Source organism: Pseudomonas juntendi, from assembly GCF_009932375.1.
In the GTDB taxonomy this organism is placed as follows: Bacteria; Pseudomonadota; Gammaproteobacteria; order Pseudomonadales; family Pseudomonadaceae; genus Aquipseudomonas; species Aquipseudomonas juntendi.
In genome coordinates this window covers 1-26,343 of record NZ_BLJG01000083.1, presented here as the reverse complement: position 1 = coordinate 26,343, position 26,343 = coordinate 1, and the positions used below count along the sequence as shown (strand labels likewise).

The 26,343-nt window shown below is 64.4% G+C and carries 23 protein-coding genes; 5 read left to right on the top strand and 18 right to left on the bottom strand.

Features of this window, described 5'->3' with window-relative positions:
- Positions 1-97 precede the first annotated feature (97 nt).
- The 9 genes from GYA94_RS12130 to GYA94_RS12095 form a co-directional block, all read right to left on the bottom strand.
- Positions 98-904: a CpsD/CapB family tyrosine-protein kinase gene (locus tag GYA94_RS12130; RefSeq protein ID WP_161892386.1), complete on the bottom strand. Its 807-nt coding sequence runs from the start codon at positions 902-904 to the stop codon at positions 98-100.
- Between the two features lie 11 nt (positions 905-915).
- Entirely contained in the window at positions 916-2,478 is a 1,563-nt protein-coding gene (locus tag GYA94_RS12125; RefSeq protein WP_161892385.1) for a GumC family protein, read from the bottom strand.
- Positions 2,479-2,497: 19 nt separating this feature from the next.
- A complete protein-coding gene (locus GYA94_RS12120; protein ID WP_161892384.1) occupies positions 2,498-3,613 on the bottom strand; it encodes a hypothetical protein in 1,116 nt (371 codons plus the stop codon).
- A 24-nt stretch (positions 3,614-3,637) separates the two neighbouring features.
- Entirely contained in the window at positions 3,638-4,195 is a 558-nt protein-coding gene (locus GYA94_RS12115; protein WP_110677565.1) for a polysaccharide biosynthesis/export family protein, read from the bottom strand.
- Positions 4,196-4,448: 253 nt separating this feature from the next.
- Positions 4,449-4,625 (bottom strand): EPS-associated small membrane protein EppA, encoded by a 177-nt coding sequence (gene eppA / locus GYA94_RS27670; RefSeq protein WP_009682731.1) that lies wholly within the window; start codon positions 4,623-4,625, stop codon positions 4,449-4,451.
- A gap of 260 nt (positions 4,626-4,885) precedes the next feature.
- Positions 4,886-5,428: a helix-turn-helix domain-containing protein gene (locus GYA94_RS12110; RefSeq protein WP_029885423.1), complete on the bottom strand. Its 543-nt coding sequence runs from the start codon at positions 5,426-5,428 to the stop codon at positions 4,886-4,888.
- Positions 5,429-5,483: 55 nt separating this feature from the next.
- The gene (locus GYA94_RS12105; protein WP_110677567.1) at positions 5,484-6,902 is read right to left on the bottom strand and encodes a short-chain fatty acid transporter; all 1,419 of its coding nucleotides are present in this window, start codon (positions 6,900-6,902) and stop codon (positions 5,484-5,486) included.
- Positions 6,903-7,047: 145 nt separating this feature from the next.
- Positions 7,048-7,704, bottom strand: a complete 657-nt coding sequence (locus tag GYA94_RS12100) for a CoA transferase subunit B (RefSeq protein ID WP_161892383.1) — start codon at positions 7,702-7,704, stop codon at positions 7,048-7,050.
- A gap of 35 nt (positions 7,705-7,739) precedes the next feature.
- Entirely contained in the window at positions 7,740-8,438 is a 699-nt protein-coding gene (locus GYA94_RS12095; RefSeq protein ID WP_054912455.1) for a CoA transferase subunit A, read from the bottom strand.
- 140 nt (positions 8,439-8,578) lie between these two features.
- On the opposite strand from GYA94_RS12095, the gene GYA94_RS12090 reads away from it, so the two are divergent.
- Both GYA94_RS12090 and GYA94_RS12085 read left to right on the top strand, forming a co-directional pair.
- A complete protein-coding gene (locus GYA94_RS12090; protein WP_047149790.1) occupies positions 8,579-9,484 on the top strand; it encodes a LysR family transcriptional regulator in 906 nt (301 codons plus the stop codon).
- On the top strand, positions 9,472-10,293 hold the full coding sequence (locus GYA94_RS12085) for an aldo/keto reductase (RefSeq protein ID WP_054912457.1): 822 nt from the start codon (positions 9,472-9,474) through the stop codon (positions 10,291-10,293). The genes GYA94_RS12090 and GYA94_RS12085 overlap by 13 nt, the downstream gene beginning before the upstream one ends.
- A gap of 56 nt (positions 10,294-10,349) precedes the next feature.
- On the opposite strand, the gene GYA94_RS12080 is transcribed toward GYA94_RS12085, so the two are convergent.
- From GYA94_RS12080 to lexA, 4 genes are read right to left on the bottom strand one after another with little or no spacing between them, the layout of a single operon-like run.
- Entirely contained in the window at positions 10,350-13,430 is a 3,081-nt protein-coding gene (locus tag GYA94_RS12080; protein WP_161892382.1) for an error-prone DNA polymerase, read from the bottom strand.
- Positions 13,427-14,845: a Y-family DNA polymerase gene (locus GYA94_RS12075; RefSeq protein WP_161892381.1), complete on the bottom strand. Its 1,419-nt coding sequence runs from the start codon at positions 14,843-14,845 to the stop codon at positions 13,427-13,429. Before GYA94_RS12075 ends, GYA94_RS12080 begins: the two co-directional genes overlap by 4 nt.
- 6 nt (positions 14,846-14,851) lie before the next feature.
- Entirely contained in the window at positions 14,852-15,472 is a 621-nt protein-coding gene (imuA, locus tag GYA94_RS12070) for a translesion DNA synthesis-associated protein ImuA (protein WP_161892380.1), read from the bottom strand.
- Positions 15,472-16,080 carry a transcriptional repressor LexA gene (lexA, locus tag GYA94_RS12065; RefSeq protein ID WP_009682717.1) on the bottom strand — a complete coding sequence of 203 codons (609 nt, stop codon included), beginning with the start codon at positions 16,078-16,080 and terminating at the stop codon, positions 15,472-15,474. The genes imuA and lexA overlap by 1 nt, the downstream gene beginning before the upstream one ends.
- Before the next feature lie 101 nt (positions 16,081-16,181).
- Between lexA and GYA94_RS12060 the strand changes: the two genes are divergently transcribed.
- Both GYA94_RS12060 and GYA94_RS12055 read left to right on the top strand, forming a co-directional pair.
- Entirely contained in the window at positions 16,182-16,844 is a 663-nt protein-coding gene (locus GYA94_RS12060; protein WP_161892379.1) for an HAD family hydrolase, read from the top strand.
- Between the two features lie 60 nt (positions 16,845-16,904).
- Positions 16,905-17,816, top strand: a complete 912-nt coding sequence (locus GYA94_RS12055) for a LysR family transcriptional regulator (protein ID WP_115294063.1) — start codon at positions 16,905-16,907, stop codon at positions 17,814-17,816.
- Positions 17,817-17,983: 167 nt separating this feature from the next.
- Here GYA94_RS12055 and GYA94_RS12050 read toward each other — a convergent pair whose 3' ends face one another.
- The 4 genes from GYA94_RS12050 to GYA94_RS12035 form a co-directional block, all read right to left on the bottom strand.
- Positions 17,984-18,754: an IclR family transcriptional regulator gene (locus tag GYA94_RS12050; RefSeq protein ID WP_161892378.1), complete on the bottom strand. Its 771-nt coding sequence runs from the start codon at positions 18,752-18,754 to the stop codon at positions 17,984-17,986.
- A gap of 64 nt (positions 18,755-18,818) precedes the next feature.
- On the bottom strand, positions 18,819-20,276 hold the full coding sequence (locus GYA94_RS12045; protein ID WP_161892377.1) for an amidase: 1,458 nt from the start codon (positions 20,274-20,276) through the stop codon (positions 18,819-18,821).
- Positions 20,273-21,583, bottom strand: a complete 1,311-nt coding sequence (locus GYA94_RS12040; protein WP_054912465.1) for a citrate-proton symporter — start codon at positions 21,581-21,583, stop codon at positions 20,273-20,275. The genes GYA94_RS12045 and GYA94_RS12040 overlap by 4 nt, the downstream gene beginning before the upstream one ends.
- An 84-nt stretch (positions 21,584-21,667) precedes the next feature.
- Positions 21,668-22,843, bottom strand: a complete 1,176-nt coding sequence (locus GYA94_RS12035; RefSeq protein WP_029886045.1) for a M20 aminoacylase family protein — start codon at positions 22,841-22,843, stop codon at positions 21,668-21,670.
- A gap of 295 nt (positions 22,844-23,138) precedes the next feature.
- Between GYA94_RS12035 and GYA94_RS12030 the strand changes: the two genes are divergently transcribed.
- Positions 23,139-25,127 carry a TonB-dependent receptor gene (locus tag GYA94_RS12030; RefSeq protein ID WP_161892376.1) on the top strand — a complete coding sequence of 663 codons (1,989 nt, stop codon included), beginning with the start codon at positions 23,139-23,141 and terminating at the stop codon, positions 25,125-25,127.
- 54 nt (positions 25,128-25,181) lie between these two features.
- On the opposite strand, the gene GYA94_RS12025 is transcribed toward GYA94_RS12030, so the two are convergent.
- Positions 25,182-26,144 carry a helix-turn-helix domain-containing protein gene (locus tag GYA94_RS12025; RefSeq protein ID WP_161892375.1) on the bottom strand — a complete coding sequence of 321 codons (963 nt, stop codon included), beginning with the start codon at positions 26,142-26,144 and terminating at the stop codon, positions 25,182-25,184.
- Between the last annotated feature and the right edge of the window lie 199 nt (positions 26,145-26,343).

The window sequence follows — 26,343 nt, the reverse complement described above, 5'->3', positions numbered from 1 at the left end:
CGCGTTGTCTGGCACCGGCTGCGCCGGTGTTCGCGGGCAAGCCCGCTCCCACAGTAATTTGTGGGCGCGGGTTCACCCGCGGTAACTTAGCGTCGCCTCAGTAATAGGTACGCGGCTGTTCGTCAGCCTTGTTCAACACCGTACCAATCAGGTTCACCCCTGCCAGGTGGTGCAGGCAGTCCTCGATTTCTTTCTTGTTGTTCATGCCATTGGCCACCACCAGCAATACACAATCGAACTTGGGTATGACGGTGATCGCGTCGTCGGAGCTCAGCAACGGCGGCAGGTCGAAAATGCAGATGCGCGACTCGTAGCGGTTGCGCAACTCGCCAATCAGGTTACTCACCTTGGGCGATGACAACACCTCGGTCGACAACGGCACCGGCACCCGGGTCGGCAGCACCACGAAGCGCGGCAAGGTCGGGTTGACCAGGCAGTCCTGCAGTGGCGACTTGTCGTTCAGGAACTCATTCAGTGCATGCTCCATCGGCAGCCCCAATGTGCTCCCCACCTTGGGCCGGCGCAGGTCGAAGTCCACCAGCAAGGCGGTCTTGGTGGTGTGGTGGGCAATACTCATGGCCAGGTTGACCGCCAACACGGTTTTGCCTGCCTCCGGCGTGGGCGAGGTGATGGCCAGGGTGCGCCAGCCGTTCTCGTCCATCAGCCGCAGCACCTGGGTACGCAACAGGTCGATCGGCCCGTTCATGTTCGAGTTCTTGTTGAACGCCACAATGCGGTTGCGCTCCAGGTGGTCTGGATGCAGTGGCACCACCTTGGTGTTGACGTAATCGAACTGCCCCGGCACCTCCGCCAGCGCCGTGCCAGGGGCCGGCGACAGCGGCTGAGGGGTACCCGGTGTGACCTGATGAATAGCGTTGCCAACAGCCGGCTTGATCCTGTCCATCACTGCATTCCCTATACGAACCGCGACATGACTTTGTACAGCAGCACATCCAGTGGCATGTAGTACACGTGCACCAGCACTATCATGATAGCCGCCAGCGCCAAGGCCGCCACGATCAAGCGGTTACGCCAGCGTTTGCGCCTGGCCACATCGGCCCGCGTCTCGATATACGGCAGTGCCACCAACACCCGTTTGCCCAGCAGGTTCTCCAGAGCACCAACGCCCCGTACCCGCTGGTTGAGCATTTCCAGCAACATGACCAGCGCACCGCCACCGGCCGGCGCCAGAACCAGCCCCAGCGCGGCGATCTTCTTGCGGTTAGGCTTGATCGGCTTCTCGGGCAACAGGGGCGGCTCCAGCAGCACAAAGCGCTCGGCTTTGTTTTCCTGCTCCAGGCTTTCGGTGATTTTCGCGCTCATTTCCTTGGCGCGGATTTCTTCGTATTTCTTGCGTGCGTTGTCGTGGTCACGCATCAGGGTGACCAAGCCACGCTCGACCTGCGGCGCCTCCAGGATCTCGGCTTCATAGCCTTCCATTTTTCGGGTCAGCTCGCGCTTTTGCTCGGCCAGCGAAGCGATGCGTTCCTGGGCGGCGCTCATTTTGGCACGCACCCGGGCGACATCCAGGCTGACCGAAGAAGCAGTGCTGGTGCGACCACCACTGGCCTCCAGCGTCTGTATCTTGCGTTTGACCGCCACCACATCGGGGTGGGCTTCCTTGTAACGGGTCAACAGCCGGGCGTACTCTGCCTTAAGGCTTGGCAGGTCCTGGGCCTGGTCGGCAGCGGCAGGGCGCGCGCCATCGGCTGCCTTGGTCGCCAGGCCGGCATTGGCCGCCGACAGTTCGAGCTCCAGGTAACGCAACTCTTCCTGCGCCGCCTTGTAGTCCCTGTCGACCTCACGGAACTCCAGCTCCGAACGCGACAGCATGTTCATGCGCAGCGTCTGGTGCTCGGGCAGTGCATTGGCATGTGCCTGCTTGAAATCGGCCAGCTGGTTTTCCAGGCTGGCCAGCTCAGCGCCCAGCTTGTTGGCTTCCTGGGTGAGAAACTCGGTGGTTTCGTTGGCCCGCTCGGTACGCTGCTTGAGGTTTTCGTTGAGGAACAGCGATACCAGCTCATCGGCGACCTGCTTGGCCACTTGCGGCTGCTTGTGCTCGAACGACACATTGAAGGCCACGGTCGCCTCGCCCCTGCCGCGCACGAACGTGGTAAGGGTCTCGACCACGATGGCGTTGCGCATCTGGTCGATTTTGTCGCTTTCGCCAAGACGCTTGTCGGCGAACAGGTCGTACTTGTCGATGATGCGCAGCAGGTTCTCGCGGGTCATGACACGCTGGCGGATCACCTCGATGCGTTCATCGGCAAAACTGGTGTTGTTGGTTGATACCAGCTCGGGCGAAATCTGCTGTGACTCCACCAGGATAGTGCCGGTCGACTGGTAGATCGGCGGCACCATCAAGGCCACCGCCACGGTCGCGGCCAGAATGACTACGGCACTCACCCCTAGCACCAGGGCTCGGTCCTTGATTATGGCGATGTAATCTCTGAGGGATAGCTCGTAGTCAGACTTCATGGGGCCACCTGCCTGAAGTTCAGATGTCGGGGTACCTGTACGTCAACGTCAAACCCACGATGGTTGCGGTTGCATCCGGTACGTGGTCCTGCTGGCGTTCCTTGTACATCAGCGACAGGCGCAGGTCCCAATACGGCGAGAACTCTCGGCTGGCCCATACGCTGTACGTTTGCAGTGTGTTCGGTGACTGCCCTTTGCTGTCTTGCCAGGCAGCGTCTGCGCCCACCCGCGTCAGCTCGGTAACGGCATAGCTCCACACCCCGCGTACCTGGTCCAGCTCGGCGAAGCCGCCTTCGGCACTGGCCACCGTGCTGCGTTCGGCGGTGAAGCTGGCATCGGCCCGCACACCGGTATAGAGCAACGCCACCCCACCCTCCCCGCGTCGGCCGCCTTCATCGCCCGACACCTGGTTGACACCAATGTGGGCATCGGCACTCAGGCCATCGGCCAGTTGGTACTTGATGCCCACAGCCGGGGTGTAACTGTTGGAAGCGGTGGCGGTCAGGTCCTGCTCGGGCTCGTAGCGCCGCGCGCCGAAGCGGGTATACACATCGGCCCGCTCGCTCCAGGCATAGGTCCAGGTAAAAACGTTGGCCAGTTCGTTGTAACCCGTCAGCGTGCTGACGTCATACCGGGCACGGCTGTAGGTGGTTTCGTTGCTCAAGGTACTGCGCTCGGTAACCGCCTGGCTCCAGTTGCCGGTCAGGGTGTAGAGCTTCTGCGTGCCATCGGTGGTGATCACCCCGGTATCCAGCACAGTGCCCGACAGCGTCGAGCTTTCGTTGTAGCGTGCCACCAGGCCAAAACGCCCGCGCTCGGTGGTGCGCTGCCAGCCCAGGCTGATGTCAGGGTCCTCGCGGTTATCGACTACGTCGGTGTCGGACGAGCGCAACACATTCATGCCCAGCCCCAGTCTCAGTTCGTCACGGTCGAAGGTGCCGATCAGGGTGTAATCGGGCGCGATGATCGTGCGCGTGATGCCCTTCTCGCCCGACGTCAGCAACAATGGGTTGCTGTCGTACTCGACGGATGTCGGCACCACCACCGTAGACTGCCAATTTGCCGCCAGGGCCGATTCCGTAAACGGCAAGACCAAGATTGCCGTTGCAATGCTAGTTGTTCTGAGAAGTGGCATTAAATGTTCTTATTGAAGGCAAGATCAAGGAACGACCAGCGTGTCGCCAGCCTGAAGTTGGATGTTGGTGGACATATCGCGCCCAGACACCAGGTCCTTATATCGCACGGGCAAGATCTTTTGGGAAGCGCCTGCCCCACGAACTACCTTGATCTCGCTTTCGTCGGCAAACTTGTCCAGGCCACCCGACATGCTCAGCGCCTGCAACACGGCGGTCGGCCCGGCCATTTGCACCGGCCCCGGCTTGATCACTTTACCTTGGACATAGACAAGGTTGCCGGCGATGCTCTTGACGACAACGCTGACATTCGGGTCGGGAAGGTATTTTTCAAGTTTGGCAGCCACTTGCTTTTCGACTGCGGTTACATCGAGCCCGGCAACATTGATGCGCCCGGCCAGTGGGAAAGTGATACTGCCATCGGGTAGTACGGTCGCTTCCTGGCGTAAGCTGTCTTCCTGCCAGACCGATACCATCACCACATCGCCAGGGCTGAGCAAATATGCAGAGCTGCCGGTATCGGCGTAACTGGCACTCGACCACACCGTCAACAAGCAGAACGCGGCAAACAATGAACGCATCATGAGGGTCCCTCCGGCCAAATGGCCCGACAAAGAGCACTGTATGAGAACAACGCACCAACTCTCGCTCCGCTCCGCGACCAACCACGGCCGCGACGGCCTCGACCTTCCTTGAGGCCCTTACCTTGACGCTGTGCAGCCTGGGCTGCGGTGCCTGAAACCATGGACCTTCATGGGCTACAGGGAATATAGCAACGGTTGGTGAATTAACAAGCCAGCGGCGAAACCCCACCCCGCGAATAGCGGCAAAGGGTGTTCAGATTTTCCGGCGGTTGGCCACCGCCACAAAACCGACAACAGCGAACGCAAAGAACCAGCCAGCCGTTGAAACAGGAATGATACTGTTCTGGCTTATATACGAATCGGCTGCGCGCGCAGCGCCACTCAAGAGCACCAGCAAGAACATCGATTTGATTATCAGAGTCGTGCGCATACGCCCTTCCTTTAAACAGGAAAATCAATGAGTTATTGGCAAGGTAGTGCGGGGTTTGTGTCGCTGTTGAATTGAGCTTATGGGCACAGTGACACTACGTCAATGATCCGACACCATAATAAAATTCAATGGACGGCAGGCAGATTCGTCAAAAAAACGACAGGCAGGAAGTGCTGCACCCAGCCAGCTGCTGGATGCCAGCGTTTCACGGATGAGAAAGTGAAAGGTTCAGGCAGGCCTGCAACAGCGCCCTGCCCGGCTCATTCCTCGGCATGGTGAACGACCACCAGCAATTGCGCCGGCTGCGCGCCTACCGAGCGCAGGCGATGCGGGGTTTGCGCGTTGAAATGCAAGGCATCGCCCTGCTCCAGCAGCACCCGCTCGTTCATGAAGTCCACCTCCACCTGGCCCGCGTGCACGAACAGGAACTCTTCGCCCTGGTGCTCCTTGAAGGTCGGGTCGCTAAATTCCGAAGGCGGCTGGATCAGGAACGGTACCAGGCTGCGCTGCCCCACCTGGCTGGTCAACGCCGCATAGCCGGGCCCCTGGCCGTCACCCACCAGCGCCTGGCGTTCGCCGTGACGCACCAGGCTGTAGCGGCTCTGGCCGGCCTGCTCTTCGGCAAACAGTTCCTCGACATTCACGTTCAATGCGCGCGCCAGCTTCAGGGCGGCAGCAATCGACGGCGTGTTGAGGCCACGTTCGACCTTGGACAGGTAGCTTTTGGTCATGCTGGTCTTTTCGGCCAGCATTTCCAGGGTCATTCCCAGTTTCTTGCGCAGCAGTTTCAATCGGATAGACATGTGACGCGTGTTTCCCAGGCCAAGGCAGCCCGGGCATGATACGTGGAGCCGCCGCTCATGGCATCACCGGTGGCACATACTGCAGCGTGGTGCCCAGCGCCCAGAGCAATACCAGCACCAGCGGCACATGCACCAGCAGTTGCACAAAGGAAAAGCCGATCAGGTCGCGTGCCTTGAGCCCCAGCACGCCCAGCAGTGGCAGCATGTAGAACGGGTTGATCAGGTTCGGCAAGGCTTCTGCCGCGTTGTAGATCTGCACCGCCCACCCCAGGTGGTATTGCAGGTCGTTGGCCACCAACATCACGTAGGGCGCTTCGATGATCCATTTGCCGCCGCCCGACGGGATGAAGAAGCCCAGCACCGCCGAATACACGCCCATCAGCAAGGCATAGGTGTCGTGGGTGGCGATCTGGGTGAAGAACAACGATATGTGGTGGGCCAGGGTCTGTTCGTCCACGCCCTTCACCTGGGTGAGAATGGCCGCGATCGAACCGTACAGCGGGAACTGGATCAGCACCCCGGTGGTGGTCGGTACCGCCCGCGCCACGGCGTCGAGGAAACTGCGCGGGCGCCAGTGCAACAGGGCACCGAGCATGATGAACAACAGGTTGTAGGTGTTGAGCCCGGAGATGGCGGTAATCGCCGGTTTGGTAGCGAACTCCTGGTACAGCCAGCCGGCAGCCAGGGCGACCAGCAGCAGAATCAGGATGGGGCTGTGCTCCAGCCATTCACCGGGGCGGGTGCGCTGGGGTGCCGGCGGTGCAGTGAAGCTGGGGTCCACGCCACACGCTTCGGCGCTGCGTGCGCTGTTCGGCCCGGGTGCCGTGGCGTAGGCGATGACCAGCGAGACAATGACCAGCGCCGCCAGCATTACCCCGGATTGCCACAGAAAGATGGTTTCGGTGAACGGGATGACGCCGGTGATCGACAGGATCGAAGGCGGCAAGCTGGCCGGGTTGGCCTGCAACTGCGCCGCCGACGAAGACAGGCCCAGTGCCCACACAGCGCCCAGGCCCAGGTAGGCGGCCGCACCCGCAGCACGGTAATCCATCTTCAGGTCGGTGCGCCGCGCCAGGGCGCGCACCAGCAAACCACCGAACACCAGCGACAGGCCCCAGTTGAGCAAGGAAGCCAGCATCGAGATCAGTGCCACCCAGCACACGGCCGAGCGGCCATTGCCAGGGATGCGCGCCAGGCGGTCGATCAGGCGTGCCGCCGGTGGCGAACTGGCGACCACATAGCCACCGATGACCACGAAAGCCATCTGCATGGTGAACGGAATCAGGCTCCAGAAACCATCGCCAAAGGCCTTGGCGGTGTCGGTCGGCTTGGCCCCCATGGCCAGCGCGCCGATGCACACCAGCAGCACCGCCAAGGCGGCGAATACCCAAGAGTCGGGGAACCAGCGTTCGGCCCAGTTGGAGCAGCGCAAGGCAAAGCGCGCGCTACGGCTGTCTTGAATTTCAGCGGCCACAGTGGCATTCCTTTTATTGGTTTTATGAGGTGAAACAGACAACGCAAAAACCCTGTAGGTACAGGTTGACTCGCAACCATGCCGGTAATGTACCGACACACTCAGCGGTGCAACCTGCGCCTACAGGGTTGGGTGGCGTAACGCCTTAGAACGTCATTTCCTGCACATCATCCGGCACGATCAGTTTGCCGGCAGTCTTCTCGACGATTTCCTCGATGCTCACCCCTGGTGCGGTTTCGCGCAGGATGAACGCACCGTCTTCAATTTCCAGGTAGGCCAGGTCGGTCAGCACCTTGCGGATGCAACCGGCACCGGTCAGCGGCAGGCTGCACTGCGCCAGCAGCTTGGACTCGCCGTCCTTGGACGCGTGGGTCATGGTCACGATGATGTTCTCGGCGCCCGCCACCAGGTCCATGGCGCCGCCCATGCCCTTGACCAGCTTGCCCGGGATCATCCACGAGGCGATATTGCCATGCACGTCTACCTCGAACGCACCCAGCACGGTCAGGTCGACATGGCCGCCACGAATCATGGCGAACGACTGCGCCGAGTCGAAGATCGAGGCACCCCGGCGGGCGGTGACGGTCTGCTTGCCGGCGTTGATCATGTCGGGGTCGAGGGTGCTTTCGGTGGGAAACTCGCCCATGCCGAGCAGGCCGTTTTCCGATTGCAGCATCACATCCATGTCGGCGGGTACATAGTTGGCCACCAGGGTCGGAATGCCGATACCCAGGTTGACGTAGTAGCCGTCCTTCAGTTCACGGGCGACGCGTTGCGCCATCTGTTCGCGGGTCAGTGCCATGGTCAGGATCTCTTTGTTGTTCTGGTGGAGGCCGCTCAGGCCTTGACGGTGCGCTTTTCGATACGCTTTTCGAATGTGCCGACGATCACCCGGTCAACATAGATGCCTGGGGTGTGGATCTCGCTCGGCAGCAGCACACCGGGCTCGACGATTTCTTCCACTTCGACCACGGTGATCTTGCCGGCAGTGGCCGCCAGCGGGTTGAAGTTCTGCGCGGTGTTGCGGTACACCACGTTGCCGTAATGGTCGGCCTTCCAGCCCTTGACGATGGCGAAGTCACCGGTGATGGACTCTTCGAGGATGTACTTGCGGCCCTTGAATTCGCGAACCTCCTTGCCTTCGGCAACCGGCGTGCCGTAGCCGGTGGCGGTGAAGAACGCCGGGATGCCGGCGCCGCCAGCGCGCATTTTTTCGGCCAGGGTGCCTTGGGGTGTCAGCTCCACTTCCAGTTCACCGCTGAGCAACTGGCGCTCGAATTCGGCGTTTTCGCCCACGTAGGAGGCGATCATCTTGCGGATCTGCCGGTCTTCCAGCAGCACCCCCAGGCCAAAGCCGTCCACCCCGCAGTTGTTGGAGACCACGGTCAGGCCCTTGACGCCACGGCGCTTGATTTCGCTGATGAGGTTTTCCGGAATGCCGCACAGGCCAAAACCACCGGCCAGTACCGTCATGTTGTCGGTCAGCCCGTCGAGGGCCTGTTCGTAGGTTGCAACGCGCTTGTCCAGTCCGGCCATGCTGATCCGCCTTTTGTAGTTGTTGAACCGACGAGGCTGTCGGTGAGCGTGTGTAGCCATCTTCACCGCAAGCGACTGATTTGTTAATTTTGTTTTCATCATCGATTGATAAATTTCGCAAAACAAACGATAGGCCCGTCATGAACGTCAAGCAACTGCGCGCCTTTGTCGCCGTGGCCAAGTATCAAAGCTTCGCCCAGGCCGGTGAACACCTGCATGTATCGCAACCGGCCCTGAGCCTGACCATCAAGGCCCTGGAAGAGAACCTGGGCGGCGCCCTGCTCAGCCGCACCACCCGCAGCGTCAGCCTGACGGCCGAAGGCGAAGTGCTGCTGCCGCTGGCGCGGCGGCTGCTGGCCGACTGGGACGATACCGAAGAGATGCTGCGGCAACGCTTCACCCTGCAACTGGGCCGGGTCTCGGTGGCGGCGATGCCGTCGTTCGCCGGTAACCTGCTGCCCCATTCGCTCAAGGTGTTCCGCCAACGCTACCCCAAGGTCAACGTCACCGTGCACGATGTGATCAACGAACAGGTGCAGGAACTGGTGCGCCACCGCCGAGTCGAACTGGGCATTGGTTTCGAGCCGGACAATACCGACGGCCTGCACTTCCACCCACTGTACATGGACCGTTTTGTCGCAGTGGTGCCCGCTGACTCACCCTTGGCGTTGTTGAAACAGGTCAGTTGGGCGCAACTGATGGCCGAAGATTTCGTGGCCCTGCAGCGGCCGTCGGCTGTGCGGCTGTTGATGGAGCAGAACGTAGCCGCCCAGCACGGCAAACTGGCCGTGGCTTTCGAAAGCCACCAACTGGCGACCATCGGCCGCATGGTTGCCAGCGGCCTGGGCGTTAGCGCGGTGCCGGCCCTGTGCATCAACCAGATGCAGGAACTGGGTGCACGCTGCGTGCCCCTGGTCGAACCCACGGTCGAGCGGCGCATTGGGGTAATTGCCCTGAGCGAGCACAAACTGTCCACTGCAGCCCAGGCGTTGCTTGAAGTTCTACTGTCCAATACACAGCCCCCGGAGGTGACATGCGTTACGTGAAACTGGCAGGCGCGAGCGTGCCGGCCATTGGCCAAGGCACCTGGTACATGGGCGAAGACCCTGGGCGCAAGGCGGCAGAGGTAGCGGCCTTGCAACAGGGTATCGAGCTGGGCCTGAGCCTGATCGACACCGCCGAAATGTATGCCGAAGGCGGTGCGGAGACCGTGGTTGGCCAGGCCATTGCCGGGCGCCGCGACCAGGTGTTCCTGGTCAGCAAGGTCTACCCGCACAATGCCGGGCGGCAGGGCATGGCAACCGCATGCGAGCGTAGCCTGGCACGCCTGGGTACCGAGTGCATCGATCTGTACCTGCTGCACTGGCGGGGCCAGCACCCGCTGGAAGAAACCGTCGACGCCTTCGAGCGTTTGCGCGAGCAGGGCAAGATCAAGCGCTGGGGCGTTTCCAATTTCGATATCGACGACCTGCGCGAATTGAACAACCCTGCCTGCGCCACCAACCAGGTGCTGTACAACCCGGCCCAGCGGGGCATCGAATTCGACTTGCTGCCCTGGTGCCAACAACGCGCGCTACCGACCATGGCCTACTGCCCGTTGGCCCAGGCCGGGCGCTTGTTGCAGCACCCGGTGCTGGCAGAAATAGCCGAGCGGCATGGTGCCACGCCGGCTCAGGTCTGCCTGGCCTGGGTTACCCGTGATGATGGCATCATTGCCATCCCCAAAGCCGTGGCGCCCGAGCATGTTCGGCTGAATGCAGCAGCGGGTGCATTGGCCTTGACCCGCGAAGACCTGCGCGCAATCGACCTGGCCTTCCCGGCGCCCACCCGCAAGCAGCGCTTGGCGATGGTGTAGTCCGCCAGGGCATTTTCGTGAATGCGTGGCCGCGCCGCCGCGGGTAGCCCGCGGAGTTAATGAAAGTCGCGGCTACGCACGTCCAACCCCTGCAACAGCGCGGTCACATCTTCCAGGCGCCGTGCTAACAGGTGGCGCACGCCATTTTGCTGCTCCAGCCGCCCGCTGACCTTGAGCAACTGCGCCCCCACCAGCGCCCGCCTTTGCCGCTCGGCCAGCGCCCGCCATACCACCACGTTGACCATACCGTGTTCGTCCTCGAGGGTGACGAACGTCACCCCGCTGGCGGTCTGCGGCCGCTGCCGCCCCACCACCAGCCCCGTCACGGCGATATTGTCGCCATGCTCAAGGCCTTGCAGTTCTGCAGAACTGCGGCAGCCCAGTGCCCGCAGCCGTGCACGCAGCAAGGTCAACGGGTGCGGCCCCAACGTGGTACCCAATGCCTGGTAATCGGCCACCAGGTCCTGCGCCACTGTCGGGGCCGGCAACTGCACCGCCACCTCCGGCACGGCCTGCACATCGGCAAACAGCGGCAGTTGCGCCTGCACGGCCGCCACCTGCCAGCGCGCCTGATGCCGGTCGCTGGCCAAGGCGCGAAGCGCGCCGGCATCCGCCAGGCAGGCCCGCGCGCGGGTGGCCAGCCCGGCACGCAGGCACAGGTCTTCCACGTCGCGCCAAGGCTGCTGCGCCCGGGCCTGTTCCAGGCGCCTGGCGTCGGCTTCGGCCAGGCCCCGGACCAGGCGCAAGCCCATGCGCAAGGCCAACGTGCCCTGGGCATCCGGCTCCAGCGTGCAGTCCCATTCACTGTGGCAGACATCCACCGGCCGTACCTCGATGCCCTGGCGCCGCGCCTCCTGCAGCAGTTGGTCGGGGCTGTAGAAACCCATGGGCCAACTGTTGACCAGGGCGCAGGTGAAAATCGCCGGTTCATGGCACTTGAGCCAGCTGCTGGCATAGCACAGCAAGGCAAAGCTGGCGGCATGCGATTCGGGAAAACCATAGCTGCCGAAGCCTTTGATCTGTTCGAAAATGCGCTCGGCGAATGCCAGCTCGTAGCCATTGCGCAACATGCCCTGCAGCAAGCGCTGGCGGTGCGGTTCCAGACCCCCATGGCGTTTCCAGGCGGCCATGCTGCGCCGCAACTGATCGGCCTCGCCTGGTGAATAGTCGGCTGCGACCATGGCCAGCTCCATCACCTGTTCCTGGAACAGTGGCACACCCAAGGTGCGCTCGAACACCTCCTTCAGTTTTGGCGACGGGTAGGTCACCGGCTCTTGCTTCAGCCGCCTGCGCAGGTAGGGGTGCACCATGTCGCCCTGGATTGGCCCCGGGCGCACGATGGCCACCTCGATCACAAGGTCGTAGAAGGTGTTGGGCCGCAGCCGCGGCAACATGGCCATTTGCGCGCGTGACTCGATCTGGAATACACCCATGGTCTCGGCGCGGCTGATCATGGCGTAGGTGGCGGGGTCTTCGCTGGGGATGGTCGCCAGGGTCAGTTCACGGCCACGGTGGCGCTGCAGCAGGTCGAAGCAACGGCGCAAGGCACTGAGCATGCCCAGCGCCAGCACGTCCACCTTGAGCAGGCCGACCATGTCGAGGTCGTCCTTGTCCCACTGGATGACGGTACGTTCGGCCATGGCGGCGTTTTCCACCGGCACCAGCTGGTCCAGCGGCTGCTGCGAGATGACAAACCCGCCCGGGTGCTGCGACAGGTGCCTGGGGAAGCCGATCAACTCGCCGGCCAGTATCAGCACCCGCCGCAACAACGGGCTGCCAGCTTCGAACCCGGCCTCGGCCAGGCGTTGTTCGTCGGGTATGCGGTCGCTCCAGCGGCCACAGCATTTGGCCAGGGCATCGACCTGGTCCATGGGCAAACCCAGCACACGCGCGACATCGCGCACGGCACCTGCAGCATGGTAGGTATTGACCACCGCCGTCAGCGCAGCACGGTGCCGCCCATAACGGCGGAACACGTACTGGATCACTTCTTCACGGCGGTCGTGTTCGAAATCCACGTCGATATCGGGCGGCTCGTTGCGCTCGCGTGACAGAAAACGCTCGAACAGCAGCCGGTGCTGCATGGGATCGAGCTCGGTGATACCCAGCACGAAGCACACCACCGAATTGGCCGCCGAGCCTCGCCCCTGGCACAGGATACGCTGGCGCCGGGCGAAGGCGACGATGTCGTGCACGGTCAGAAAGTAGCTTTCGTACCCCAGCTCTTCGATCAGCGCCAGCTCCGTGTCCAGCACCTCTCGCACCTTGGCGCTCGGCCCGTGTGGCCAACGCACGGGCAAGCCCTGCTCGCACAGAGCACGCAGCCAAGTGGCCGGGGTATGAGCTTCAGGCACCAGTTCGCGTGGATACTGGTAGTGCAGTTGGCCGAGGTCGAACTGGCAGCGCTGGGCAATGGCCAGGGTCTCGGCCAGCATCTCGGGCGGGTAGAGTTCTGCCAGTTGTGCCGGGCTGCGCAAGTGCCGTTCGCCATTGGCAAACAGAAAACGCCCGGCTTCGGCCACCTGGCAATGCTGACGAATCGCAGTCATGCAGTCCTGCAACGCCCGGCGGCCGCGCACATGCATATGCACATCGCCACAGGCCACCGCGCGGATACCCAGCTCGGCCGCCAGGGCTTGCTGGCCCTGCAGGTGCCGGGCATCGTCACTGCCACGGTGCAGGTGCACGGCCAACCACAGGCGCTCAGCAAACAGCCCGCGCAACCACTGGCCGGTGGCCGTATCGCCCCTGTCGCCCGCCACCCACAAGGCCAGCAAACCGTGATGGTGCTGCTGAAGGTCATCCCGAAAAAGCTGGTACTGGCCCTTTTCCGCCCGCCGTCGGGCGCGGGTAATCAGTGCGCACAGGTTCTGGTAGCCCGCCAGGTCGGCAACCAGCAGCACTAGCTTGGGGCCGTCGTGCAGCTGCACTTCGCTGCCGACGATCAGCGGCAACTGGTACACCTTGGCCGCCTGCCAGGCGCGCACGATACCGGCCAGCGTACATTCGTCAGTGATCGCCAGGGCCTGGTAACCCTGCTCTTTGGCCCGCCGGAACAGTTCGTCGGCGCTCGAAGCGCCGCGCTGAAAACTGAAATTGGACAGGCAATGCAGCTCGGCATACGGGGCGGGGTTCATGCGAACCAGCCCTGCAACCAAAGCGGGCCAGCCTGGCCCAGGTCACGGTAGGCCCAGCCACGCAGGCCGTCGCGGGTTTCGATGCGATAGTAATCGCGGCGTACATCGCCGCCATCCCACCAGCCCGACTCGATGCGCTCGCCAGGGCCCAGCAAGCGGTAGCCAGCCTCGTCCAGCGCCAGCGGCGCGGGCAGCAACCAACCAGGGCGACTGCCCGGGGCCACCGGCATGCCCCCGAGCGCCCCCTGCTGTGCCAGTTGCCAGGCACATTCGGGCCGGTGATCGGCGGCCGCGCTCAGGCCTTGGACGGCCTCATCGCCCAGCCGCGCGCGCAAGCGTTCGCGCAATTGCTCCCAAGGTTGCGCCTGTTGCGCCCGTGGGTCGAACAATGCCTGGTGTTGTGGCACAAAGGCTGGCAGGTCTTCGGCGACCAACCGCAGGTTGCGCACCGGGGCCGGAATACGCAGCGGCTCCAGGCGCCCACGGGCCAGTTCGAACAGCATCGCGGCGTCGCGCTCGGCGGCCAGCAAGCCGACCTTCAGCAGCGTGTCCGGGCCTTCGACATGCTCCAGGTGCAGGCAAAAGCGCTGCACGCCACAATCGCGACCGGCCAGGAATGCGGCCAGGTCGTTGAGCATGCGCCGCAGCGGAAACAACAGCGCCTGGTGCGATTCAACATCGAAGTTCAGCTCCAGCCGGCTCTCGAAACGATCGGGCGGCAGGTAGAAGTCCAACCCCAGGGTGCGCAGGCCGAGCAACTGATCCAGGTGCAGTTGCACCTGGGCGGGAAAGCGTTTGGCCAAGGTGTCGCGCGGCAACGCCAGCACCTGGCCGAGTTGCCGCAAGCCCATGCGGGTAAAGGCTTCGGCAGCCTCTGGCGGCAAGCCGATGCGCTGGATGGGCATGTTCAGCAACGCGTTACGGGTGGCTTCGGCATCGGCGACCACCAGGCCATCGTGGGCATTGGCCAGCATGCGCGCTGCCACCGGGTTGCTGGCCACCACGATGCGCTGGCGCAAGCCCAGTTCAGCCAGTTCCTGGCGCAGGCGTGCTTCCATCACGGGCCATGGGCCGAACAGCTGCAGGCTTGAGCCCACCTCCAGCAACAGCGCACGCGGGTAATGCAGGCTGACCTGGGCACTGAAACGGTAGGCCCAGGCGGCCAGCAGTTGCTGCATGCGCTCGATGCGCCTGGGGTCTGTTTCGATACAGGTGAAACCATCGGCCAGCGCACGTGCAGCGGTCAAGGTTTGCCCGGCCCGCAGGCCGAGCGCCGCCGCTGCCGGGTTGACTGCCTGCAATACCCGCCGCTGGCTGGGCCCGCCAATGATGACCAAGGGGTTGGCTGGGTCTTCGCGCTCGCGCAGGACGGTGTCCAACGCCAGTTGCGGAAGCAGGATGCAGGCCCAGAGCATGTTGCATCAGCCCTGCCACGGGCTGGCAATGGGCAGGGCCGGCGGCATGCCGCCGCGACTTTTCAGCACCCGCCATTGGGCTGGGCGGGTATCCACGGCGATGCGCAATGCTGCCGGTGACGGGTTGTGGGCGGCCTGCTGCGGCCGGCAGGCAAAGGCCAGCGCCTGGCCGGTTTCCGCCGCCACTTGCAGGCGCCGCAGGGCACGGTCATCGACACGCTCGGGCCAGCACAGCACTGCCGCGCAACTGCCCGAGCGCAGGCACTGCTCGGCGGCCCACAGGGCGTCAGCGGGTTCGGCGTTTACCTGCACCAGCCAGCGCAGGTCTACCCCCGCGGCCTGCCAGGCCGGCGCATAGGGAATGAAAGGCGGCGCCACCAGCACCACGCGGCTGGCTTCTGCGCTCAGGCGTGCCAGGGTTGGCCACAGCAACTGCAATTCGCCACAACCCGGGTTCGCCAACAGCAGTTCGCTCAATGCGGCTGCCGGCCAACCGCCTTCCGGTAAACGTTCGTCCAGCGCGGCATGGCCGGTTGGCTGCAGGCCCAGCGGTCGCGCCTGGGCCTGCCGGCCGCGCCATACCCGGCGCTGGTCCAACAGCCGGTCGAGGTCGACCACCGCGCCCATCAGTCACGCCTCAGCAAACCACAGAACACGCCTTCGATGAAGAACTCCTGCGTGGGGAGCACATCGATAGGCGCATAGGCTGGGTTACGTGGCAACAACCGGTAGTGCTTGCCCACGCGTTGCAGGCGCTTGATGGTGACTTCGCCGTCGAGCCGGGCTACCACGATCTGGCCATCACGGGCATCGGCCTGTTGCAGGATGCCGACCAGGTCACCGTCGAAGATGCCGTCATCGATCATCGAATCGCCACGCACCTTGAGCAGGTAGTCGGGGGTGCGGCGGAACAGGCTGGGGTCTAGCAGCAACTGCTCGTGGATGCCCAGGTCCGGGCCGATCGGGGCACCTGCCGCCACTTGGCCGAGCACCGGGACTTCGAGCATTTCTGGCCGGCGCAGGGGGTCGGCCAGGCGAATGCCCCGCGCCTGGTTGGGGGTGACATCGATATAACCCGCCTGACACAGGGCGGTGATGTGTTTGCGCGCGACGCTGCGCGAGGCAAAACCGAAGCGCGTGGCGATGTCCGCCAGGCTCGGCGGCTGCCCGTGGTCGCTGATGCGCTCGCGGATGAAGTCGAAAATGGCGCGGCGTTTGGGGGTAAGGTTGTTCATGGAGCACATTTGTACTCCTTTCGCCGCGCGCTGAACAGACCCCTTCGTCGTCTGCATTGGTTATGATCCCCCGGCTTGTGTCTTTCTGAACGGGATACCCCATGCTCACCGCCCTGCTGTTCGACCTCGACGGAACCCTTACCGACACCGACAGCCTGCACTTGCAGGCTTTTCGCCAACTGCTGCGTGACCATGACGGGCGCGAGCTGAGCCAGGCCCAGTTCGAGGCCCAGGTCAGCGGCAGGGCCAATGGCGAGCTGTTCGCCGAACTGTTCCCCGGCGCCAGTACCGAACAGTGCGCCAGGCTGGCCGACCGCAAGGAAGCTTTGTTCCGGGAGATGTCGCCGGCGTTGCAGCCCATGCCAGGCCTGCTGCGCCTGCTGGAACATGCCCAGGCCCACGCCATGGGCATGTGCGTGGTCACCAACGCGCCGCGGCTCAATGCCGAGCACATGCTCGCTGCCATGGGCTTGGCCCAGCGCTTCGAGCATGTGCTCGTGGCCGACGAGCTGGCCCGGCCCAAACCCGACCCGCTGCCCTACCTTACCGGGCTGCAGCGGCTGGGCGCCGCGGCCGGGCAGGCGCTGGCGTTCGAGGACTCCTTGCCGGGGGTGGCTGCAGCCACTGCGGCCGGTATCTTTACCGTCGGCGTAGCCACCACGCAAACGCCTGAGCGGTTGCGGGCAGCGGGCGCAAAGCTGGTCATCGCTGATTTCAACGATACCCAGTTGTGGGCATTGGTCGAGCAGCGCCAGAACGCTTGATCCTCGACAGCACCATTGAAGCCCTAGCCATCCCAACCACCGCGCTGCCCAGGCCACCCCATGCTGATCGACGAAGAACTCACCCTGAAAAAGCTGGAAACCTTCCTCGCCTTCATGCGCAGCGGCAACCTCAGCCGCGCTGCCGCCGAACTGTGCACCAGTTCGGTCAGCGTGCACCGTGCCATCCACTCGCTGGAAAGCGCCCTGCGCTGCGCCCTTTTCAAGCACGAAGGCCGGCAGCTGATTCCGCTGGAAAGCGCCTACGTACTGGAAAAGAAAGCCCGCCTGCTGATCCAGGACGCCGAGCAGATGGTGCGCCAGACCCGCGAAGCTGCCGGCTTCTATGCCGAGCGCTTTCGCCTGGGCGCGCTGTACTCGCTAACGGTAAAAACCGTGCCCAAGCTGGTGATGGGGCTTAAGCTGCGGCGCAGCGAACTGAACATCGACCTCACCCTGGGCTCCAACCTCGACCTGCTGCAGCGCCTGAAAAACCATGAACTGGAGGCCATTCTCGTCTCCCTGGACGAGAGCGTGATCGACCCGGCCTGCGAACAACTGCCGCTGTTTTCCGATGACATCTTCCTCGCCGTACCCACCGATTCCCCCTTCGCCGAGCAGGCCGAGGTGGACCTGGCCGACCTCGCCGACTCCACCTTCATCACCCTGACCCAAGGGTTTGCCACACACCGCGATGGCGCCCGGGTCTTCCAGCAAGCCGGCTTCGAGCCAAAGGTGGCCATGCAGGTCAACGACATCTTCACCCTGCTGAGCATGGTCAGCTCGGGCGTGGGCTTTGCCCTGCTGCCGGGGCGCATCGCGGCCGTCTACGAAAACCGCGTCAGGCTGATAGCCCTGCAGCCGCAGTACCGTTTGCAGCAGCATATCGGCGTGGTGTTTCTGAAGGCGCGGGAGCGGGAGCCGAACCTGCTGGCCTTGCTGGCGGAATGCCGGATGTACAGCCTGGAGCGCTAGGTTGTTGCACTGGCACCGATGAAGGGCTACCCCAGCTATCCACTTGAGCAGTTGGGGCCGGCCTGCGATGGGCTGCGCAGCAGCCCCGATCAGTGTGGCACCACCCTCAAGTAAGCAGCATCAGGCACCAAGAGCGGCCATAGGGTGCGAAGGCACCGCCGCCAGCCTCAGGCCAACGCCCGCTGCACCTCGCCAACCGTGCTCGCCAGGCTGCTCAGGTGCAGGCTCAGTACCCGCTCGACAGGCGCCTGGTCCAATGGCCAGTGCAAGGCGATGCTCCCGGCCAGGCGGCCTTCGGCATGCACGGGCAAGGCAATGGCGCGAATCAGGTGCGGCAGGCGTACCGGGTACTCCCAGTGGCCCTCGGTGCGCTGGCCGAAACCTTTGTGTGCCTCTTTCTCGATATCGCGCAGCAACGCATCGTCCCCCAGCCGCGCATCGGCCGCCAGGCGTTGTACCTCCTCCAGCCCCAGCTCACCCAGGCAGGCACGGCCCATCGCCGAATGGAACAGGCTGGCATGATGGCCGACGATCTGGCAGGTATGCGGGTAACGCTTGCGCAGGATCTGCGGAATGGCGCTTTCCATGACCTCCAGCCGCTGACCATCGAAACACGACAGGTCCACTACCAACCCGGTACGTTCGCTCAACTCCAGCAGCATCGGCGCGGCGCGTTCCACCAGGCGCCGCTTGAAGCGCAACTGGCGGTCACCGTACAAGTGCCGCGAGCACAGCCGATAGCGCCGGTCGCTGAGGCCGCGGTAAACCCAGCCCTGCACCTGCAAAGTAGCAAGCATGCGCGACACCGTGGCCTTGGGCAGTGTGGTCAGGTAATGCAGTTCTTCAAGGCCCAGTGCCTGGTGCTCGCCCAGCAGGTCGACGATGGCCAGCGCCCGCTCCACCGAACGCACGCCGCCACCTTCTGCCGTGATGCCCATGGGGATGACCTCCTGGTTGCCAGATGGTCAGCATAGCCAGCAAAAAGCGCGCCTGGCCAGCACCTCATGGCGCCTGCAGGCTGGGCGGCGGGCAACGCTGCACCCAGCCGGTGAGTTGTTCATGGGCATAGGCCAACTGCAACACGGCATGGTCTGCCTGGGCCGGGCCAATGATCTGCAAGCCCATGGGCAAGCCGCCAGGGTTGAAACCGATCGGCACGCTCATGCTCGGCAAGCCGGCCAGGGTCGGCCCGATCACCACTTCCATCCAGCGGTGGTAGGTGTCCATAGGCCGCCCGCCTACCCGCTGCGGCCATGGCAGGCCCGCATCGAAAGGGAACACCTGGGCCGATGGCAGCAGCAGGAAATCGTAATGCTCGAACAGCTCAGCCATGGCGCGGTACCAGTCACTGCGGTCCAGCGAAGCCTGGTACAGCGCTGCAGCACTCAACTGCAAGCCGCCTTCCACCTCCCACTGTGCTTCGGGCTTGAGCAGTGTGCGCCGGGCCGGGTCGGCATAGGCTGCGCTGAGGTTGCCATGCACCAGGAAGTGGCGGTGCGTGAGCCAGCACTGCCACAAGCGAGCCAGGTCGAATGCCGGTTGGCAGGCCTCGACCCGGCAGCCCAGCTCGGCGAAATCGGCCAAGGCCGATTCGCACAGGCTCATCACCCCGTCATCCATCGGCAAGTAGCCGTTGTAGTCCCCCAGCCAGCCCACCCGTACCCCGCGCAGATCGCGCTGCAAGCCGGCGGCGAAATCGCGCCGGCCTTCGCTCAGCGCCAGCGGTGCCCGTGCATCTGCCCCGGCCTGAACCGACAACAGCCGGGCCACATCGGTCACGCTGCGGCCCATCGGCCCCTCGGTGGCCAACTGCTGTACGAACAATTCCGGCGCAGGGCCGTGGGGCACCCGCCCCTGGGATGGGCGCAGGCCGAACACGTTGTTGAACGCCGCCGGGTTGCGCAACGAGCCCATCATGTCGCTGCCGTCGGCCACCGGCAGCAGGCGCATCGCCAGTGCCGCCGCCGCGCCACCGCTGCTGCCCCCTGCCACCCGTGTCGGGTCGTAGGCATTGGTGGTGGTGCCGAACAAGGTGTTGTAGCTCTGCGACCCCAGGCCGAACTCGGGCACGTTGCTTTTGCCCACGATCAAGGCGCCACTGGCCCGCACCCGCGCCACACTGATCGCGTCGTGCAGGGGAACCTGGTCGGCGAACAGCGGCGAACCCAGTGTGGTCCGCAGCCCGGCCGTGGCCGCCAGGTCCTTGATTGCCTGGGGCATGCCATGCATCCAGCCGCGTGAATGGCCGCTGGCAAGTTCGCGGTCCCGTTGGTCGGCCTCGGCCAGCAGCGCCGCGGCCGGGCGCAACGAGACCAGCGCATTGACCCGTGGGTTGCACCGCTCGATGTGCACGAGGTAGGCCTGCATCACCTCGCGACACGACAACTGGCGGGCGTGTATGGCTTGGGACAAGGCTTCGGCGCCGAGGGCGACAATGGGGTCGATGACAAGCGGCTTCACGGTTTCACTCCAAGGTTGAAGGCAGCCCGGTTGCCCGCCCGGGGTGCGTCTTTCAGGCAGTAGGTAGCCAACAAGGTCAGCAGGCAGGCAAACAGTACATAGAACGATGGCGCCACCGGGGTTCCCAGCGCCTGGGTCAGCCAGGTCACGATCAATGGGGCAAAGCCACCGAATACCATGACCGCCACGTTATAGGCCACCGACACGCCGGTGGAACGCACCTCGACCGGGAACTGCTCGGCCAGGGCAGTCGGCGCCGGGCCGAAGAAACCGCCGATGGCCGTGCACAGCAGCAACTGCATAACCAGCAGGCGCTCCAGGGATGGCGCCGCGGCGACCCAGACATACAGCGGGTAGACCATCACGAAGAACGCCAGGGTGAAGGCCATCAGCACCGGCCGCCGCCCAAAACGGTCCGACAGCGCCCCGGCCAGTGGAATGACCACCGTCATCAGGCCCACAGCGAGCATCTGCACCAGCAGCACCTGGTCCAACGGCAGGCCCAGGCTTTTGTGGGCAAACGTCGGCATGTTCACCAGCACCACATAGAACGATACTGTGGCGCCAGAAGCCAGGCCCATGGCCACCAGCAGGCTGCGCCGGTGTTCACGCAGCACCTGCAACAGGCTGGGCGAACGGCCCTTGGCCTGGCGGCGGGCCTCGATGAACGCCTCGGGCTCTTCCATGTGCTTGCGAATCCACAGCCCTACCGGGCCGATCAGCAGGCCCAGCACGAACGGGATACGCCAGCCCCAGCTGTCCAGCGCCGCAGGCGAGCACAGGTGGGTTACCAGCGCCACCATCGCCGCACCGCCGAACACCGCCAGGCATTGCCCCACCAGTTGCCAGGAGCCGTACAGGCCCTTGCGGTGGGCCGGGGCACTCTCCACCAGGAAGGCCGTGGCGCTGGCGTACTCACCGCCCGTGGCAAAGCCCTGCAGCATGCGCGCCACCACGATCAACAGCGGCGCGGCCATGCCAATGGCCAGGTAATCGGGGGCAAAGGCGATCATGGCGATCGACACGGTCATCAGGCGGATGATCAGCTGCATCGCCGCCTTGCGACCCTTGCGGTCGGCGTACATGCCCAGCAGCACACCGCCCACCGGGCGCATGAAAAAGCCGACACCGAAGGTGGCCAGGGCCATCAGCAGCGAGGCGTATTCATCGTCGGAGGGGAAGAATTGCCGGGCGATGATGCTGGCCAGAAAGCCGTACACGATAAAGTCATACCACTCCAGGGCGTTGCCGATGACGGCAGCCACCACTTGCCGGGTACGTGACACGCCATTACTCGAAGTCTGCATAGGGAACACTCCACTCGGTGTTTGGGTGATCGCCCGGGCACGGTCGCACCCGGGTTCCAGCGGCAGTCGGTAAAAACGGCAGGATCAGGCAGGTGCTAGCCAGCGCTCTGCCAGCGCGCCCCAGTAGGCAGCGCCGGTCAGCAGGATGTCGTCGTTGAAGTCGTAGCCGGGGTTGTGCACCATGGGCCCCGCGACGCCGTTGCCGATGAACAGGTAGGCACCCGGGCAGCGTTGCAGCATCCAGGCAAAATCCTCGCTGCCCATCAGCTTGCGGGTGTTGGCATCCACCGCGTCGGCGCCCAGCAACTCCACGGCTACCTGGGTGGCGAAGGCGTTTTCTGCCGGGTGGTTGACCAGCACGGGGTACGCCGGGCGGTGCTCGATGCTGGCGCGGCAGCCGAAGCTTTCAGCCTGGTGGGTGATGATCGCCCGCACCCGCTGCAGGGTCTGCGCCCGTACTTCAGCATCCAGTGCCCGCAGGCTCAGGCGCAGCAGTGCCTGTTGCGGGATCACGTTGGCCGCTTCGCCGGCCTGCAGGGCCCCCACCGTCACCACCGCTGCCTCCTGGGCGTCGATATTGCGCGCCACCACGGTTTGCAATGCCAGCACCACACTGGCGGCGGCAACCAGCGGGTCGACCGTCAGGTGCGGCATGGATCCGTGGCCCCCCACCCCGTCCAGGGTCACGGTGAGCAGATCTTGCGAAGCCATCATCGGCCCTTCACGCAAGCCCAACTGCCCCGCGGGCAAACCTGGCATGTTGTGCATGCCGAACAATGCATCGCAGGGAAAACGCGTCAGCAAGCCATCGGCCAGCATCGCCTCGGCACCACCCTGCCCCTCTTCTGCCGGCTGGAATATCAGCGTCAGTGTGCCGTCGAACTGCCGGGTGGCGGCCAGGTAACGGGCGGCACCGAGCAGCATGGTGGTATGCCCATCGTGGCCGCAGGCGTGCATGCAGCCTTGGTGCTGGCTGCTGTAGGCGGCACCGGTGGCCTCATGGATGGGCAGCGCGTCCATGTCGGCACGCAAGCCCAGGCGGCGCTGGCTGCTGCCATGGCGCAGCACGCCCACCACGCCGGTCTTGCCGATGCCGGTGTGCACCTCGTAGCCCCATTGTTCCAGGTGGCGGGCGACCAGCGCTGAGGTGCGGTTTTCTTCGAAGCCCAGTTCCGGGTGGGCGTGAATATCATGGCGGATCGCGTGCAGGTCGCTGGCCACCTCGTTCAGCCAGGCCAGGATGTGCTGATGTCGGGACATGTGCAGTCTCCTTGTGCGGGTGGTTTCCCGTTCTTGTTGTTCGCTTTGAGGTCACGACGGGTGAGGCAGGTCGTGCTGGCTGCCAGCTAAACCTGGCCTGCCATGGCACACAACCGAAACTGGTTTCATGCTGCGGAACAAAAGCCTGGTGCTGGTGGTGCTCCATCCGCGGCCACGCATAGGAAACCGTCGCTGGCGCATAGGTTACAGACGCGAATGATTCTCGGTCAGTCGCTACAATGCCGGCCGTTGCGTGCCCGTGCGGGGTGCGCGTTGCCAACATCGAGGAACGGGCATGGCCAGAACAACGCTGGTGGGGGTTTTCACAGGGCTGGTGGTCGCAGGCGGTATAACGCCGACGAGCGCGAGCGAACGGCTGGTGCTGGAAGACACGGTGGTGGCCAGCGACAAGCTTGAACAAGCCCGCGACCAGTTGCCTGCCAGCCTCTCGGTGATCGACGCCCGGACCCTGCAGAGCACACCGGTGGACTCGCTGGAACAACTGGTGCGGCGCACCCCGGGGTTCACATTCCAGCCCTTTGGCCAGTCGGGTACGCAACTGCCGGTGGTGCGCGGCCTGACCTCCAATGCCACAGCCTTCTCCAACTCGCTGCTGATGCTGGTCGACGGCGTGCCGGTGTTGCGCGGCCAAGGCTTCGACAATGACCTGGTGGGCGTCGAGCGCGTGGAGATCCTGCGCGGTCCGCAATCGGCACTGTACGGTCGCAACGCCGAGGCCGGCGTGCTCAGCGTGTTCACGCGCCAGCCGGGCGACGCCGACTACGCCCGGGTGGAAACCGGGCTGGGCAGCCGTGACAAGCGCCTGGTCAGCGCCGACCTGAGCACCGCGCTGATAGAAGGCACCCTGTATGCAGGCGCCGCCGGCCAATGGACAAGCCAGGACGGCTACCTGGACGACGACTTCGCCGGTGGCAAAGCCGACGACCGCGAGCGCCAGAGCGGCCGCCTGACCCTGCGCTGGACGCCGGACGCGCTCACCGACGCGACCCTGCGCTACAGCACCCTGAAATACCGCGACCAGGCCGCGCAATGGGGCAGCCGCACGGGCCGCGACCGGGCAGTGAATTCCGGGCTGGCCGGGCGTAACCACTCCAGCGGCGACACCTGGTCGCTGGACCTGCGCCGGCAACTGGGCGGCGACCTGGAACTGCGCTCGATCACCGCACGCAGCGTGTTCGACGACCGTCTACGCCAGGACACCGACTTCCAGCCAAGCGACCTCATGCACCTGGCCCGCGACTACCACTTCGAAACCCTGAGCCAGGAACTGCGCCTGAGTGGCAGCCACGGGCAAGGCCGCTGGCTGCTGGGCGCGTATGCCGACCGTGAAGACCACGACCTGGATTACCAGCAGAAACTGCCGATGGGGCTCAGCCGCACCCAGGCCGGCCTGGGTGGCAATACCGCCGCGCTGTTCGGCCAATGGCTGCAGCCGCTGTCGGGGGCCTGGTCGTTGACCTTGGGTGGCCGCTATGAGTACGCACGTGCCTGGATCGACCCGGCAGGCAACCGCAACCAGTCCGACAGTTGGCAGCACTTCACCCCCAAGGTGGCAGTGCAGTATGCGCTGAGCGACGATGCCCAGGCCTACGTCAGCTACAGCCAGGGCATGCGTGCGGGCGGCTTCAATGCCTTCGCCAGCAGCGCCGGCAACCCGGCGTACGACCCGGAGCAGGTGCGCAGCCTTGAGGTGGGCCTGAAGGGCCTGACCGCGGACCAGCGCCTGCGCTACTCGGCGGCGCTGTACCGCATGCAGGTGCGTGACATGCAGGTGCAGCAACTGGTGCAGCAGGGGCTGGTGTACATCACCAATGCGGCGGCGGCGACCTCCACCGGCCTGGACCTGGACCTGGAATACCTGCTGGGCGAACGCTGGACCCTCACTGCGGCGCTGGGGCTGAACCGCACCCGCTTCGAGCGGTTCCGCGAGGGGAGCAACGACTACGAGGATAACCGCAACCCGTTCGCCCCGGACTTCACCGGCCACCTGGGCCTGCGTTACGACGCCGATGCCGGCTGGTATGTACAGGGCGCGCTGAGTGCGGTGGGCAAGGTGTATCTGGACGCTGCCAATACCTATCGGCGCCCCGGCTACGGCCTGGTGGACCTGAGCGCTGGCTACCGCTTCGGGCAGTACACCGTCAGCACCTATGTCGACAACCTGCTGGACAAGCGCTACGACGCCCAGGGGCTGCTCAATGGCGCTGTGACCGTGTACAGCCCGCCACGCGAGGTGGGGATGAGGGTCAGCTTCGAGCTGTAGGGGGGCGCGCCGCTGCGAGCCACGCCATGGCCCGCAGCGGCGCCCTGACCGGGCTCAGCGCTTGCGCCCGAAGATCGACTTTGGTGACCGCCCGAAATAGCGGGTGAACGCCACGGTGAAGTTGTTCGGGTATTTGTACCCCACCTGCCACGCCGCCTGCGCCACCTGTTGCCCGGCCTCCAGCAAGGTCATGGCCTTGCGCATGCGCAACTCCAGCAGCATGCGTGCCGGTGTGGTATCGAACAGGTAACGGAACCCCTCCTTGAGCTTGTGTTCGTTCATGCCCACCGCCGTGGCCAGGTAATCCACGGTCAACGGCTTGTCCAGTTGCTCGCACAACAGGTTGCGCGCCCGCTCGATACGCTGCACGTCGCAGGTACTCAAGGCCGCGGCGGTACTGGGCGGCGGCGCCAGCAGGTTGAACTGCTCGGCCAGCAGGCTGAGGGTGTGGATATGCAGGTCCAGCCGGTGGGCCGGGTCCAGACCGCCCGGTTGCAGGTAGCGCACCAGCGCGGCGGCATGGGCTTGGGCGGCCTGGGAGCTGGGCCGGAAATCCAGGCGGTGCAACCGGCCGCTGCCCAGCACTTCAGTGGCCCGTGCCTCGCCCACGTACTTGCACAGCGTCGCGTGGTCGATCACCACGCGCAGTTGCGAAGCGGTTTCGTTGGCCTGGTAACGGCGCTCGCCAGGCGTGGCACGGAAGGCGGTGATGGTGGTGTGCCCCGCCTCGAACGCCAGGCTGCTGCCGTCCTGGCCGATGAAGCCGGATTTTCCCTGCAGCCCCACCGTCACCACCATCACGTGGCCGTCATGCGGCCCGCAGGTCTCCTCCACCAGCGGGCGTGTGGGGTGGTAATGCAGGCGCCCCAGCGACAGGCCTTGCTCCAGTTGCAGCAGGTCGGTGTGGCACTGCCCGTAGGCTTCGTCCAGTTGCAGGCGCAGGCGCCCGTCGGCGCTCAGCGAACGGTGCCGGGGCTGGTCCAGGCCCAGGCGGCAGGTGGCGTTGCTCGTGTTCATGAAGACATCCCTGAGGATCTGCGGCCGTCGCACCGCATAGAAACGGCTCCGGCTCGCATATTTTGTGTGAATGATTCTTATTTAATATATACCACCCTTTGAGCTGATTCGGCCATGCCCCGTTTCGTTCCTTATCCGTGGGCCCGCAACGGCCACACACGCGACAACTACAGGAAGTTACCGTGACCCGACTTGCACC

Coding starts and splice junctions, on each gene's coding strand:
- GYA94_RS12130 (WP_161892386.1), bottom strand. CDS start 904: ATGGACAGGATCAAGCCGGCTGTTGGCAACGCTATTCATCAGGTCACA.
- GYA94_RS12125 (WP_161892385.1), bottom strand. CDS start 2,478: ATGAAGTCTGACTACGAGCTATCCCTCAGAGATTACATCGCCATAATC.
- GYA94_RS12120 (WP_161892384.1), bottom strand. CDS start 3,613: ATGCCACTTCTCAGAACAACTAGCATTGCAACGGCAATCTTGGTCTTG.
- GYA94_RS12115 (WP_110677565.1), bottom strand. CDS start 4,195: ATGATGCGTTCATTGTTTGCCGCGTTCTGCTTGTTGACGGTGTGGTCG.
- eppA (WP_009682731.1), bottom strand. CDS start 4,625: ATGCGCACGACTCTGATAATCAAATCGATGTTCTTGCTGGTGCTCTTG.
- GYA94_RS12110 (WP_029885423.1), bottom strand. CDS start 5,428: ATGTCTATCCGATTGAAACTGCTGCGCAAGAAACTGGGAATGACCCTG.
- GYA94_RS12100 (WP_161892383.1), bottom strand. CDS start 7,704: ATGGCACTGACCCGCGAACAGATGGCGCAACGCGTCGCCCGTGAACTG.
- GYA94_RS12095 (WP_054912455.1), bottom strand. CDS start 8,438: ATGGCCGGACTGGACAAGCGCGTTGCAACCTACGAACAGGCCCTCGAC.
- GYA94_RS12090 (WP_047149790.1), top strand. CDS start 8,579: ATGAACGTCAAGCAACTGCGCGCCTTTGTCGCCGTGGCCAAGTATCAA.
- GYA94_RS12085 (WP_054912457.1), top strand. CDS start 9,472: ATGCGTTACGTGAAACTGGCAGGCGCGAGCGTGCCGGCCATTGGCCAA.
- GYA94_RS12080 (WP_161892382.1), bottom strand. CDS start 13,430: ATGAACCCCGCCCCGTATGCCGAGCTGCATTGCCTGTCCAATTTCAGT.
- GYA94_RS12075 (WP_161892381.1), bottom strand. CDS start 14,845: ATGCTCTGGGCCTGCATCCTGCTTCCGCAACTGGCGTTGGACACCGTC.
- imuA (WP_161892380.1), bottom strand. CDS start 15,472: ATGGGCGCGGTGGTCGACCTCGACCGGCTGTTGGACCAGCGCCGGGTA.
- lexA (WP_009682717.1), bottom strand. CDS start 16,080: ATGAACAACCTTACCCCCAAACGCCGCGCCATTTTCGACTTCATCCGC.
- GYA94_RS12060 (WP_161892379.1), top strand. CDS start 16,182: ATGCTCACCGCCCTGCTGTTCGACCTCGACGGAACCCTTACCGACACC.
- GYA94_RS12055 (WP_115294063.1), top strand. CDS start 16,905: ATGCTGATCGACGAAGAACTCACCCTGAAAAAGCTGGAAACCTTCCTC.
- GYA94_RS12050 (WP_161892378.1), bottom strand. CDS start 18,754: ATGGGCATCACGGCAGAAGGTGGCGGCGTGCGTTCGGTGGAGCGGGCG.
- GYA94_RS12040 (WP_054912465.1), bottom strand. CDS start 21,583: ATGCAGACTTCGAGTAATGGCGTGTCACGTACCCGGCAAGTGGTGGCT.
- GYA94_RS12035 (WP_029886045.1), bottom strand. CDS start 22,843: ATGTCCCGACATCAGCACATCCTGGCCTGGCTGAACGAGGTGGCCAGC.
- GYA94_RS12030 (WP_161892376.1), top strand. CDS start 23,139: ATGGCCAGAACAACGCTGGTGGGGGTTTTCACAGGGCTGGTGGTCGCA.
- GYA94_RS12025 (WP_161892375.1), bottom strand. CDS start 26,144: ATGAACACGAGCAACGCCACCTGCCGCCTGGGCCTGGACCAGCCCCGG.